The organism is Jiangella asiatica (assembly GCF_004349065.1).
Classification (GTDB): Bacteria; Actinomycetota; Actinomycetes; order Jiangellales; family Jiangellaceae; genus Jiangella; species Jiangella asiatica.
On sequence record NZ_SMKZ01000035.1, the window covers coordinates 55,247 to 67,644 of the forward strand.

11 protein-coding genes are annotated in these 12,398 nt (G+C 71.7%); 3 read left to right on the forward strand and 8 right to left on the reverse strand.

Annotation, left to right across the window (positions count from 1 at the left end; all coding sequences use genetic code 11):
- Window positions 1-2 precede the first annotated feature (2 nt).
- Together E1269_RS21645 and E1269_RS21650 are read right to left on the reverse strand one after the other, a co-directional pair.
- Complete coding sequence (locus E1269_RS21645) at window positions 3-1,424, reverse strand: ATP-binding protein (protein WP_203433955.1); 1,422 nt, start codon at window positions 1,422-1,424, stop codon at window positions 3-5.
- Window positions 1,421-3,079: an NAD(P)/FAD-dependent oxidoreductase gene (locus tag E1269_RS21650; protein WP_239000984.1), complete on the reverse strand. Its 1,659-nt coding sequence runs from the start codon at window positions 3,077-3,079 to the stop codon at window positions 1,421-1,423. Before E1269_RS21650 ends, E1269_RS21645 begins: the two co-directional genes overlap by 4 nt.
- Before the next feature lie 167 nt (window positions 3,080-3,246).
- Between E1269_RS21650 and E1269_RS21655 the strand changes: the two genes are divergently transcribed.
- A complete protein-coding gene (locus E1269_RS21655; protein WP_131898406.1) occupies window positions 3,247-4,116 on the forward strand; it encodes a glycerophosphodiester phosphodiesterase in 870 nt (289 codons plus the stop codon).
- 3 nt (window positions 4,117-4,119) lie between these two features.
- On the opposite strand, the gene E1269_RS21660 is transcribed toward E1269_RS21655, so the two are convergent.
- On the reverse strand, window positions 4,120-5,070 hold the full coding sequence (locus E1269_RS21660; RefSeq protein WP_131898408.1) for a hypothetical protein: 951 nt from the start codon (window positions 5,068-5,070) through the stop codon (window positions 4,120-4,122).
- Between the two features lie 15 nt (window positions 5,071-5,085).
- Complete coding sequence (locus E1269_RS21665; protein WP_131898410.1) at window positions 5,086-5,331, reverse strand: DUF2630 family protein; 246 nt, start codon at window positions 5,329-5,331, stop codon at window positions 5,086-5,088.
- A 76-nt stretch (window positions 5,332-5,407) separates the two neighbouring features.
- On the opposite strand from E1269_RS21665, the gene E1269_RS21670 reads away from it, so the two are divergent.
- Complete coding sequence (locus E1269_RS21670) at window positions 5,408-6,358, forward strand: endonuclease/exonuclease/phosphatase family protein (RefSeq protein ID WP_131898412.1); 951 nt, start codon at window positions 5,408-5,410, stop codon at window positions 6,356-6,358.
- Here E1269_RS21670 and E1269_RS21675 read toward each other — a convergent pair.
- Together E1269_RS21675 and E1269_RS21680 are read right to left on the reverse strand one after the other, a co-directional pair.
- Window positions 6,348-8,831 (reverse strand): FAD-dependent oxidoreductase, encoded by a 2,484-nt coding sequence (locus E1269_RS21675; protein ID WP_203433956.1) that lies wholly within the window; start codon window positions 8,829-8,831, stop codon window positions 6,348-6,350. The two genes, E1269_RS21670 and E1269_RS21675, sit on opposite strands and share 11 nt — an antisense overlap.
- A 155-nt stretch (window positions 8,832-8,986) precedes the next feature.
- The gene (locus tag E1269_RS21680) at window positions 8,987-9,412 is read right to left on the reverse strand and encodes a MarR family winged helix-turn-helix transcriptional regulator (protein ID WP_131898416.1); all 426 of its coding nucleotides are present in this window, start codon (window positions 9,410-9,412) and stop codon (window positions 8,987-8,989) included.
- 86 nt (window positions 9,413-9,498) lie between these two features.
- Here E1269_RS21680 and E1269_RS21685 point away from each other — a divergent pair, with 86 nt between their 5' ends.
- Window positions 9,499-10,398 carry an LLM class flavin-dependent oxidoreductase gene (locus E1269_RS21685; protein WP_131898418.1) on the forward strand — a complete coding sequence of 300 codons (900 nt, stop codon included), beginning with the start codon at window positions 9,499-9,501 and terminating at the stop codon, window positions 10,396-10,398.
- A gap of 9 nt (window positions 10,399-10,407) precedes the next feature.
- Here E1269_RS21685 and surE read toward each other — a convergent pair whose 3' ends face one another.
- Both surE and E1269_RS21695 read right to left on the reverse strand, forming a co-directional pair.
- The gene (gene surE, locus E1269_RS33885; protein ID WP_203433957.1) at window positions 10,408-11,250 is read right to left on the reverse strand and encodes a 5'/3'-nucleotidase SurE; all 843 of its coding nucleotides are present in this window, start codon (window positions 11,248-11,250) and stop codon (window positions 10,408-10,410) included.
- Entirely contained in the window at window positions 11,247-12,245 is a 999-nt protein-coding gene (locus E1269_RS21695; RefSeq protein WP_131898420.1) for a PfkB family carbohydrate kinase, read from the reverse strand. Before E1269_RS21695 ends, surE begins: the two co-directional genes overlap by 4 nt.
- Window positions 12,246-12,398 lie beyond the last annotated feature (153 nt).

Consider the following 12,398-nt stretch of genomic DNA (forward strand, 5'->3'; position numbering starts at 1 on the left):
GTTCAGCGCTGCTGGGTCAGCGGCAGGCGGGTGGTGAACGTCGTGCCGCCGGGGCCGGTGGTGAACGTGATGGTGCCCTGGTGGCGTTTCTCGACGATGCGCTTGGCGTTGTCCAGGCCCAGGCCGCTGCCCTCGCCCATCGGCTTGGTGGTGACGAACGCCTCGAACAGGCGGCTCCGGACTTCTTCCGGGACGCCGTGACCGTGGTCGGTGACGTCGACGACGGCCCAGTCACCGTCGCGGTAGGTGCGTAGCTCCAGCACGCCGCGGCCCTTCATCGCGTCGACGGCGTTGTCGATGAGGTTGGTCCACACCTGGTTGAGCTCGGCGGCGAACGCGGGCACCGGCCGCAGGCTGGTGTCGTAGTCGCGCCGTACCTCGATGTCGGCGAGCTTGTGGCCGAGCATGACCAGGGTGCTGTCCAGGCCGGGGTGCAGGTCGACCTCCTGGTGGGCGGCCTGGTCGAGGTGCGTGTACTGCTTGACCGAGGCGACCAGCGTGGAGATGCGGTTCGAGGCGTCCTCGACCTCGTTCATGAGTGCCTCGGTCTCCAGCGTGTACCCGAGCCACCGCAGTGCCGCCTCGAGGTCGGCGCCCACTTCGCCGGCGACGTCGTCGAGGAACGTGGTGTCGAGTCCGGCGGCGACGAACACCGATGCGAGGTCGACGGCGCCGCCGATGCCGAGGTCGTCGAGGTGGTCGGTCAGCTCGTCCTCGAGGTCGGTCTCCTGCAGCGGCGTCAGCGGCTCGCGCTTCTTCGAGGCGATCTCGACGGCGCGTTCCTGGATGCCGATCAGCCGGGCGATCACCACCGGGTCCACCGTGCCGGAGGCGATCATGCCCAGCTTCTGCCGCATGTGCGCGACGCGGTCGCGCAGCTGCCCGGCGGCCCGGACGGTGGCGGCGGCGGGGTTGTTGAGCTCGTGTGCGAGGTTCGCCGACAATGTGCCCAGCTGGGCCAGGTGCTCGCGCTGGCGCACCGTCGCCTCGGTGGTCCGGATGCCCAGGTACAACCCGTCGAACAGGTGGACCGCCATCGGGAACCACTTCTGCACGAACGCGGCGAACGCGTCGGCGGGGAAGCGCAGGAACCGGCAGCCGGTCACCGCGTGCAGCGACGTCGGGTAGGCAGCCGCGGCGGCCGACGTGGCGAAGGCGCGCACCGCACCCGCGTACGCACCGCGGTAGTCGGTCTCGTTGACAACGATGTCCTCGCCGTCGGCGTGCCTGACCAGCCGCAGGGTGCCTTCCAGCAGCACCCACAGCGCCACCGACGGCTCGCCCGCGCGGTAGACGGTGCTGCCGGCGGGGTAGGCGCGGACATCGCTGCTGGCGGCTACCTCGGCGAGCTGCTCGGGGGTCATTCCTTCGAAGAGGAACAGCGTGCGCAGCTCCTCGACGTCGATGGGCATACCGGTGGTCACGTCGCCTCCAGGTAGCGGTGTACCAGCGTGACGGCCATGGCACCTTCGCCGACGGCGGACGCGACGCGCTTCACAGACTCGGCACGCACGTCGCCGGCGACGAACACGCCCGGGACGCTGGACTCCAGGTGGTACGGGTTGCGCGCCAGCGGCCACTCGTGCGGCGTACGTCCGTCGGCGTCGAGCAGCGCCGGCCCCGTGAGCAGGAAGCCGCGCTCGTCGCGGACGAACTGCTCGCCGAGCCAGCCGGTCGGTGGCTCGGCTCCGATGAACACGAACATCCGAGAGGCGGGCAGCGTCTGCGTGCCGCCGTCGCGGGTGTCGGTGATCACGATGCGCTCCAGCCGGCCGTCGCCCTCGGTGGCCGTCACCTCACTGCAGGTGCGCACCTCGATGCGGGGGTCGGCCTCGATCCGCGCGACCAGGTATTCCGACATCCGCAGCCGCAGGTCGGGACCGCGCACCAGCATGACGACGCGGTTGGCGTAGCGCGCGAAATGCAGCGCGGCCTGGCCGGCGGAGTTGGCCGCTCCGACGATGAAGACGTCCTCGCCCTTGCAGCCGGGGGCCTCGTGCGCGGACGCGCCGTAGTAGATGCCCCGCCCGGCGTGGTCGTCGGCGCCGGTGGCCGGCAGCCGCGTCCACCAGACGCCGGTGGCGATGACGACGGCGTGCGCGGTCACCTCGTGGCCGTCGTCGAAGCGCACCACCCGGCCCTCGCCCTGTGCGACGACGCTGACGGCGGAGGCGGCGGTGAGCATCTCGACGTCGAAGCGGACGGCTTGGTCGCGGGCGCGCTGGGCCAGCTCGGCGCCGGAGACGCCCTGCGGGAAGCCGAGGTAGTTCTCGATGAGGCTGCTGCGTGCCGCCTGCCCGCCGACGCCGGCCTTGTCGACCAGAAGCGTGCGCAGGCCCTCGCTGGCGCCGTAGACGGCCGCGCCCAGCCCGGCCGGCCCGCTGCCGATGACCACGAGGTCGTAAAGGGGGCTACCCGCCGTCGTCGCCAGGCCGAGCCGCTCGGCGACCTCGCGCAGCGGCGGGCAGGTGAGCACCACGCCGTCCGGCATGACCACGGCCGGCAGCGCGTCGTCGGCGATGCCCGCCGTCTGCTGCATGGACGCGCCCTCGTCGCCGCGCAGGTGGCGGTACGGGACCTGGTTGCTGGCCAGGAACTCCTTGAGCCCCTGGGTCTCGGCCGACCATTGGTGGCCCAGCAGGGTGACGCCCTCGAAGCCCGGCCGGCTGTCGCGGGCCCACTGGTCGAGCAGCTCGTCGAGGACGGGGTAGAGCTGCTCCTCCGGCGGGTCCCACGGCTTGACGAGGTAGTGGTCGAGATCGACGTCGTTGACGGCTCGGATGGCGGCGTCGGTGTCGGCGTACGCGGTCAACAGCACCCGCTTGGCCTGCGGCACCAGGTCCATCGCCTGTTCGAGGAAGTCGATGCCGGTCATTCCGGGCATCCGGTAGTCGGCCAGGATGAGTGCGGTCGCCTCGCCGCGCAGGGTCAGCTCGCGAAGCACGTCCAGGGCGGCCCGGCCGCTCTCGGCACGCACCACCCGATGGTCGCCGCCGTAGCGTCGACGCAGGTCGCGGGCGATGGCGCGGCTCACCGCGGGATCGTCCTCGACCGTCAGCAGCACTGGTCCTCGTGGCACCGGCGTCCTCCAGGCTGGATGGGTCGCTGCCCATCGTCGCACCAACCGGGCCGAACTCCACATCGTCTCCGGCAGTTCAGCGCCCGGCCATCCGCGTGACACCATTCATGACAAAACTGACATGGCCGTACCAGTCCCGTGTCAAGCCCCGGACGAAGGAGTGCCACATGTCGCGAACCCTGCTGACCGGCGGACTCGCCCTTTCTGCCCTGCTGAGCGTCGCGGCCGTCGTGCCGGCCCAGGCCGCACTCACTCAGGCCGCACCCGCCGGAGCGGGCGTCGTCGACATCGCCCACCGTGGATCGTCGGGGTCGGCACCGGAGAACACCGTCGCCGCCATCGAGTACGCGGTAGACCAGCGGGCCAGCTTCGTCGAGGTCGACGTGCAGCGCTCCGCCGACGGCGAGCTCGTGCTCATCCACGACACCACGCTGGCGCGGACGACGAACGTCGAGGAGGTCTTCCCCGACCGGGCGCCGTGGAACGTCGGCGACTTCACCCTCGCCGAGCTGAAGCAGCTCGACGCCGGCACCTGGTTCTCCGAGGACTTCGCCGGCGAGCCGGTGCCGACCCTGCGCGAGGGCATCGAGGCGCTGGGCAGCACCGGCCTGTTGCTGGAGTTCAAGGCGCCGGAGCTCTACCCCGGGATCGAGGCGGAGATCCACGAAGAGGTCTCGTCGATCCCCGGCTACCTCGACCGCGCGCTGCGGACCGGCCGCTACGTCGCGCAGTCGTTCAACATCGAGTCGATGCGCACGTACCACGAGATCGCGCCGGAGGTCCCGGTCGGCCTGCTCTACGGCAGCCGGCCCAGCGACGAGGTCCTGGTCGAGGCGAGCGAATGGGCCGACCAGATCAACCCCAGCCAGACCGTCACCGACCAGGCGCTGGTCGACCGGGTGCACGAGCTGGGCATGACCATCAGCGTCTACACCCTGAACACCGGACAGCTGATGCGGAGGTTCATCGACCTGGGCGTCGACGGCATCATCACCGACTACCCCGGCGTGCTCCACGACATCCTGCGGAACAGCTGACCGCTACCCGTCCAGCCCGCTCAGCCGCTGCTTCGCTGTCCGGCGGCGCCGCCTGGCCTGCTCGGCGTCCTTGCGGGCCCGGTCGACGTCGTCCTCGCCGGACTCGATGTCGTCGCGGGTCTGCTCGACGTCGCGGCGTGCGTCGGCCAGCTCGGCGGTGAGCCGCTCGACCGCCGCCTGGGCGTCCTCGAGTCGCTGCCGCCGCTCGTCGAGCTGCGCCTCGAGGTCGTCGAGCCGGTCTTCCGCAGCCGATACGGCATCCTCGGCCTCGGTCAGCTCGCGCGCCGCGGTGTCGCGGTCGTCCTCAGCGGCGGCCTCTGATTCGGCGGCCTCCTCGGACTCGGCCTCTTGCTCGGTCGCCGTGTCGCCGACGGCGTCGGCTCCGGCCCGCCTCGGGCGCCGGGTCGTCTCCAGCCGCTGACCGCGCGCCACCCGCGCCTCGGACAGGGAGATGACCTGGGCCGGCTCGCCGTCGTCGGACACCGCACCGAAGCCGACGTGCTGCAGCGCGTGCGCGAGGTGGCCGGCGCGCAGCTCGTCCGCGGCCCGCGGATCGGCGATGGCGGCCAGCAGGGTCTCGGTGAGGCTCTCGATCATCTCGGCGGTGGGCTTCTGGCCGGCACCGCGAGCCAGCCGCCGGCCCTGCTTGAGCAGGCCGTCGACGAGTTCCTTGCGCCGGTTCGTCAGCTCGCGCAGCTTCTCGCCGTCCATGGCCGACATCGCCCGGCGCATCTCGTCGCCGAGGTCGGCCAACGCCCGCAGCTCGTCCTGGTGCTCGCGGGCCACCTGGTTGGCGAGCCAAGCGGCCAGGGTGGGCTTGCGCAACGCCTTGATCCGGGCCGCGACCTCGGCGGCGCCCTCGCTCTTGGCCTGTTTGGCCAGGGTGTTGCGGGCTTCGACGAACTGTTCGGGCAGGAGCGCGTACAGCTGGTCCGCCGCTTCGTCGAGATCCATGGCCCGATGATGCCTCTACTGCAGGTACTTCTCGACCTCGTCGACCGGACGTGGGCCGGCGTCGTCCGGGTCCTGCCCGGCGTCCGCCCGGGCGCGGCGCTGGCGTAGCAGGTCCCAGCACTGGTCGAGCTGTTGCTCGACGTCCTGGAGGCGGGCGTGCTCCTCGTCGGTGGAGATCTCGCCGGTCTGCAGCCGGGCGCGCAGCTGCCGTTCGTCCTCGACGAGGTGTTGGATCCTGGCCAGGATGTCGCTGTCTGCCATGTCTTACTCCCGCAGGGGCCCTTTGGCGTTCGCCTGACTCTGCCGAGCATAGGGCCCGAGCGGTAGCGTCTGCGTCATGGTCGTCATCGGCACGTGGAACCTGGAGAACCTGTTCCGGCCCGGTGAGGAGTCCGGCCGGCCGCCGGACCAGTCCACCTACGAGACCAAGCTCGACGCCCTGGCCGGCACGGTCGACCGCATCGCTCCCGATGTCCTGGCCGTGCAGGAGGTCGGTGAGCCCGCCGCGCTGGACGACCTCGTCGCCCGGCTCGCCGGCTCGTGGGCCACCCACCTGTCGGCGCATCCGGACAGCCGCGGCATCCGGGTCGGCGTGCTGTCCCGGCTGCCGGTGGACGACACCGACGATCTCAGCGCGTTCGCCGACGGCGTCGGCCCGGTGCGGGCCACCGACGGCGGCGCGCTGACCGAGGAGATGGGACGCGGCGCGCTGCGGGTCCGGGTCCGCACCGCGGCGGGCGAGCCGGTCGACGTCGTCACCTGCCACCTCAAGTCGAAGCTGCTCAGCTACCCCGGTGGCCGGTTCGACCCGCGCGACGAGTCCGAACGGGCCCGCTACGGCGCCTTCGCGCTCTACCGCCGCGCGGCTGAGGCCGCCACCGTCCGCGACTGGGCCAACGCCTTGCTCGACGGCGACGGCCGGGGCCGATCGCTCGTCGTCTGTGGCGACCTCAACGACGAGCCGGGCGCCGCGACCACCCAGATCCTGCTCGGCCCGGGCGGGTCGGAGTTCGGTACCCCGGGCTTCGATCGCCCCGACCACGGCGACGCGTGGCGGCTGTGGAACACCGCGCCGCTGATCCCGGAGGAGCGCCGCTACAGCCGCGTCTACCGTGGCCGCGGCGAGCTGATCGACCACGTGCTGATCTCACACCGGCTGCTGGATCGGGTCGAGAAGGTCGACAGCGTCGTCGACCGTGGCCTGCCGTCGGTCACCGACGACCCGCGGGTCCGCGCCGTGGCCGGCGACTCCGACCACGCCCCGGTCGTGGCCACCTTCACGGGGTGACCGTGAGGTCCTCGAAGACCGCGCGGCCCAGGCCGGTTTCGACGTGGGCGCACGAGAGGACGCCGACGTCCTGCGTTGCCGCCGCCGTCGGCAGGGTGACGGTCCCGATCACCTGCCACTGACTGCCGTCGAGGCTGTACGACGCGTGGAACCGCGTCTCCTCGCGGGTCAGCCGCAAGTGCACCGGGGACGGCGATGGGTTCAGCTGCGCGCGCAGCACCGACTCGACGGTGCCGGAGCCGTCGGCGTCCCAGAGCACCAGCAGCCCGTTCGCCGGCTTGACGACCAGCGCGACGTACCCCGTCGACACCCCGGCCGCGGTGAGGTCGTTGCGGAACACCAAGCCGGCCCGGGCGTTCGGGTCGGTGGCCTCCTGCTCGACGACGGTGACCGTGGCCGTCGTCGTCGGGCCGGCACCGTCGGGCAGATAGACCGCACCGTACTGGTCGATGCCGGTCCACAGGTCCGCGCCGTTGCCGAGCACCGCGAGCTCGCTGCCGCGCTGGCCGAAGTACGCCCGGGTCGAGGCGGTGGTGAGCAGCGGCGGCTGTACCGGCTCGGCTACGACGACGGTGTGCTCCGTGCTGTCGGTGACCGGGTCGGCCTGGCCGTCCAGACGGTATGTTGCCGTCGCGGTCAGCCGTGCGTCCTGCACCGCGCGGTCCGGGATGCCGGCGGTGGCCCGCCAGGTGGCCTGGAACGACTCGCCCGGCGGTAGCGCGTCGACCTCGTCCGGGGTCGTCGGAGCGAGCGTCCAGCCGTCGGGCCCGCCCAGAGCGAGCCGCAATCCCGTCGCCGTCGTCGCCTCCTCGTTCACGACGGTTACCGTGACGTTGCCACTCGTGCCCGGCGCCAGCTGTTCCGGGGCCTCGACCGTGACCGCGCTGGCTCCGGGCGGCCAGGTCAGCACCATCTGCTCCGCGCGCAGCCGGCGCCGCAGGGTCGGATAATCGACATCCTGGACCGACGTGCCGCCGTCGAGGGCGAGCTCGGCCGCGACGGCCGCGGCCTGGCCGGTCGCCATGAACACCGGCTCCATCCGGGCCGAGCCGAACGCGATGTGCGACGCCGAGATCGCGCACGCCACCAGCAGGTTCTCGCACTCGCCGCGGGCCGGGACGATGGAGCGGTACGAGATGCCGTACGGCCCGGCCGGCGGCACCTGGACGTCGCCCTCGTTGCGGGCGAAGCCGTTCACGACCACGCGGGCGCAGTCGTGCGAATCCATCGTGTACGAGGCCAGCGCGACCGGGTCCGGCGCGGCGCGGTTCCACCGGCAGTCGTGCTCGGTGATGACGTAGTCGGACACCATGCGGCGTCCCTCGCGGATGTACAACTCGTGCGACCAGCCGTCGGTGCCGGTGAACTCGTCCTGGGTGAGCCCCCAGCCGTTGACCTCGGCGCGCACGTTCTCCGGCACCCGGGGATCGTTGGCGAGGAACCAGAGCATGCCCTGCTGGTAGGTGACGTGGTCCTGGAAGATCGTCTCGCGGGTGGCGTAGTCGGCCTCCGGCCACTCATAGTTGCGGCCGATGTTGTCGGTGCTCACCGCGCCGTTGTTGTTCATGTCCGTCTTGCCGTTCGGCATAGGCGTGTTCAGGCGCATGGCGTCCCAGACACCGGCCCGGAGGTAGCGCAGCAGCAGCTCGTAGCGCGCCGGATCGTAGCCCGGCGGCCGCGGGAACGGTCGCCGCTCGGCCGAGCGGGTCAGGCAGATGCGGAAGTTGTAGGCCTGGATGCGCCGGTCGCCCTCGCCGGTCGTACCCGGCGGGTCGGCCGAGATGCCCTGGAGCAGCCCGCTGGCCGGGTCGCCCGGCACCACATACGGGTCGATCTGGCGCTGGAACTGGTGGCCGGTGCGGAACTGGACGCCGTTGAGCGTCTCGCCGTAGGTGGCGTTGGACTCGCGGCCGACGGCGTAGGTGACGCCCGCCGCCGCGAGCAGGTCGCCCTCGTAGGTGGCGTCGATGAACGCGTCGGCGACGAAGAGCTTGCCGTTCTCGGTGCGCAGCGCCGTGATCTTCCGGTCGGTCACGCGCACCGACTCCAAGCGGTGCTCAAGGAAGACCTGGACGCCCGCCTCCGCCACCCAGGCGTCGAAGATCGACTCCGCGACGTGCGGCTCGAACGTGAACGACTCCGGCCGGCCGTAGTGCTCACCGAGGCGGCGGTAGAACTCGCGGCTCAGCCCGCCGATCGCCTCGATCCGGCCGGTGTCGGTGGCGCCCAGTCCCGCCGAGCTCAGCCCACCGAGGTGTCGTCCGAACACCACCAGCGCCACCGACCGCCCGGCCTGCGCGGCCCGGACCGCGGCCACCACACCGGCCGATGTGCCGCCGTAGACGCACACGTCGGTGCGGACGCCGCCGGGGTCGCGAGGCACCGGGTAGTAGTAGCGCAGCCCTGGGCGATATCCCGTTCCGGGCGCAGCGGCCGGGGTGGCCGTCCCGGCCGCGCCGGTCGCTGCGAGCACGGCACCGGCTCCTGCGAGGACGGTTCTGCGGGTCACTTCGGGAGACGACATCGGCTCACCATCCGGGCATCCGGTGCGGAAAGCGACTGCCGGGATGGTACCGAGATCACTCATGACGGCGGAAGCATTACGTGCCGGTAACTTTGAAAACTCGGTCAGTGGCCTTCGAAAGCCTCGATGATCCGGGCGAGGTCGGCCGTGAAGCGCGTCGAGTCCGGGCCGAGCGGGGCCAGGAAGCGCCGTTCGGCCTCGTCGGCCGCGGTGGTGGCCTCGGCCAGGAGGCGCCGCCCGTCGTCGGTGAGCGACACGATGTTGCGGCGCCGGTCGGCGGGGTCGGGCCGGCGTTCGACCAGCCGCTTGCTCTCGAGGGCGTCGACGAACGCGACCATCGTCGTCCGGTCGATGGTTAACCGGCGAGCGGCTTCCTGCTGCGAGAGCGGTACGGCGTCGTCGAAGACGAGGAGCACCGCGAACTCGCGGCCCTCGATGCCGTACGGAGCAAGCACCTGCTCGATCAGCGCGGTGTAGGCCAAGTAGGCGTGCTTGAGCAGGTAGCCCAGCCGCTCGCGGTGGTTCGACACGGTCGAATTCTGCCATCAATTTGATAGTCAGTTATACTGACGATCAGCAGAACTGAAAGAGTGCGCTGACAGAGAGCTGGTGTTCCATGACGGACCCGACCTTCGGAATCAAGACGACGCCGGTCGGCGTCACCTACGACGACGTCCTGCGGGTGTGGCAGGAGGCTGACGCCATCCCGGCCATCACCGACGCTTGGCTCTGGGACCACCTGGTCCCGATCTTCGGTCCGGCCTCCGCGCCTGTCCTGGAGGGCTGGACGCTGCTGACCGCGCTGGCCGCGCGGACCGAGCGGCTGCGCATGGGCCTGCTGGTCACCAACAACCGCACCCGGTCACCGTCGGTCCTGGCAAAGATCGCCGCCACCGTCGACGTCATCTCCGGTGGCCGCCTGGTCGTGGGGCTCGGCGTCGGTGCCACCGATGCGCACGTCCCGGGCCAGGAGTTCGCCGTGCGCGAGTTCCAGGCGTACGGCCTGCCGCTGGTCCCGCCCGCGGAGGGTCGCGAGGCCCTCGCCGAGGCCTGCACGATCCTGCGTCGCATGTGGTCAGAGGAGGTCTTCGATTTCCACGGCCGCCACTACACGCTCACCGGCGCGGTCTGCGAGCCGAAGCCGATCCAGCAGCCCGGGCCGCCGCTGCTGCTGGGCGCCTGGGGCGATCGCACGCTGCGCGTCGTCGCCGAGCACGCCGACATCTGGAACGTGCCCGGTCCGCCCCACTACTCCATCGATTTCATGCGCGAGCGTTCGGCCGTCCTCGACCGGCGCTGCGCCGACATCGGCCGCGATCCCGCCGAGATCGTCCGCTCCACCCAGCTGTTCGTCAGCTACGACGACCCGGCGAGCACGCGCGAGACGGTAGAACGGCTGATCGGGGCCGGGTTCGCTCATCTGGTGCTGAGCATCCTGCCCCCGTATCCGGACAGTGTCGCGGCCTGGGTCGCCGACGAGATCATCCGGCCGGTGGCCGGAGTGCCCGTGGCGTGACGGTGCCGGCTACGCGGTGCGGCTGGTGCGGGCGTAGGCGGTGTCCGCGCCGGCGTCGTCGATGAGGTCGTCCAAGGGTGGGCGGTCGGTCTCGCGGACGGACTGGATGGCGGTGACGACGGCGAACCCATCGGCCAGCAGGGCGGCGTCGGTGCCGGCGGCGGGTCGTTCGGTGTTGTCGGCGACGGTCAGGCGGATGTCGCCCTCGGCGGGCTCGGTCATGGTGGTCTGGACGATTCCGAACTCGGCGAGCGGTGCGGCCCGCAGCCCCGCCACGTGGTCGTCGTCGACGTCCGGGACGTTGAGGTTGAGGACGGTGCCGGCCGGCTGTTGCGCCAGGAACGGGATGACCCGGCAGGCGACGCGGGCGGCGGTGTCCCAGTGCGGGTCGGCGGCCGGCCGCGCGACCTCCCACTCGACCTCGAGCCCGACGTCGAGTGAGACTGCCAGGCCGCGCGCGCCGTTGACGCCCGCGGTGAGGGCGGCGCCGACGGTTCCGGAGTGCAGGATGACCTGGCCGAGGTTGGCGCCGTGGTTGATGCCGGAGAGCACGACGTCCGGCGGGTCGCCGAAGGCGCCGTGCGCGGCGATCAGAGAGATCAACGCCGGCGCCGCGCCGACGGCGTAGGCCGGCAGGTCCTCCAGCCCGGGGATGGCGCGTTCGCGCAGGCTGATGCGGTCGCGGTCCTCGACCCCGGCGATGATCGAAGCGCTGGCGCCGCTGGACTGCTCGGCCGGTGCGGCGATCACCACGTCGAGCCCGGCGTCGCGGGCGGCCGCGGCCAGTCGGTGCAGCCCGGGCGAGTCGATGCCGTCGTCGTTGGTGACGAGGGCGCGCAGCCGACGGCTCACGATCCGCGAGCCCGTTCGGCCAGGTCACGCGGCGTCATCCTGGCCGAAGGCCCGCGCGATGACGAACCCACCGCCGTCACCGTCACCAGGTCGCGCAGCTTGAGCACCGCTTCGACGTCGCCGGTGCCCAGGCCGTGTCGGGTGACGTTGAGCATTCCGGCCGCCGCGCCCAGCCGCACGGCTTCCTCGATGCTTCCGCCCTTGGCCAGCGTGGCCGCGACAGCGGCGGTGAGCGAGTCGCCGGCGCCGTGCGTGTCGGCCGCCTGCAACTTGGGCATCCGGACCTCACTGACCGTGTCGCCGGCGAGGACGAGCAGCGGCTCCTCGGCCCGGCTGACGATGACGTTGTCCGCGCCCTCGGCCCGCAGGGCGGACATGGCCTCGGTGATCGCATCCTGGCCGGTGTCGTCGACCCGGCCGTCCTCGAGCAGCTCTTCGTGGCTGACCTTGAGCACCGTCACCCCGCCGGCCAGCACGGCGGTGAGCCGCTCCCCGCCCAGGTCGGCGATGACGGGCCGGCCGACCGCGCGCAGGTCGGCCGCGAGCCGCCGGTACGCGTCGGCGGGGACCGCGTCGTGCACGGTGTGGTGGTCGGACGGACCGCTGAGCACCACGGCGCCGGCGTCCAGACCCGCGCTCAGGGTCAGCCCGTACAGCTCGTCGAGCTCGTGCCGGGTGAGCGGGGTGGCCGGCGCGTCGGCGACCTCCTCGCGCTCTCCGCCGCGTCGGTCGTGCACGTAGGCGCCGTTGCGGCCGCTGCCCTCGACCGCCCGGACGGTGACGCCCTCGTCCTCGATGAGGTGACGCAGCACTATCCCGCTCTCGCCGCCAAGGACCGAGCACATGGTGACCGAGGCGCCCAGGGTGACGAGCATCCGGGCCTGCCAGACGCCCTGACTGCCGGCGTGCAAGTGGATATCGGGCTCGCCACCCTGCTCTTCGATGGTTACCGTCAACACCGGCAAGGGCGCGAACAGCACGACCTCCGATGGCATGTGGTTCCTTTCGATCGCCGTCGATGCGTACAACCCGTACCCACCGGGCGTCCAGCCATGCCCGACCACTCGCCTTCCGCGCAGGTCACGGTCGCTCAGAACGGTGGTGGCGCGGGTGGGTCGGGTTCGGTGGGGTAGGTGTGGCCGGCGGGG

What these genes read in the sequence shown, in the direction of transcription:
- E1269_RS21660 (WP_131898408.1), bottom strand. Translation starts at nt 5,070, where the DNA reads ATGGATCTCGACGAAGCGGCGGACCAGCTGTACGCGCTCCTGCCCGAA.
- E1269_RS21665 (WP_131898410.1), bottom strand. Translation starts at nt 5,331, where the DNA reads ATGGCAGACAGCGACATCCTGGCCAGGATCCAACACCTCGTCGAGGAC.
- E1269_RS21655 (WP_131898406.1), top strand. Translation starts at nt 3,247, where the DNA reads ATGTCGCGAACCCTGCTGACCGGCGGACTCGCCCTTTCTGCCCTGCTG.
- E1269_RS21670 (WP_131898412.1), top strand. Translation starts at nt 5,408, where the DNA reads ATGGTCGTCATCGGCACGTGGAACCTGGAGAACCTGTTCCGGCCCGGT.
- E1269_RS21695 (WP_131898420.1), bottom strand. Translation starts at nt 12,245, where the DNA reads ATGCCATCGGAGGTCGTGCTGTTCGCGCCCTTGCCGGTGTTGACGGTA.
- E1269_RS21685 (WP_131898418.1), top strand. Translation starts at nt 9,499, where the DNA reads ATGACGGACCCGACCTTCGGAATCAAGACGACGCCGGTCGGCGTCACC.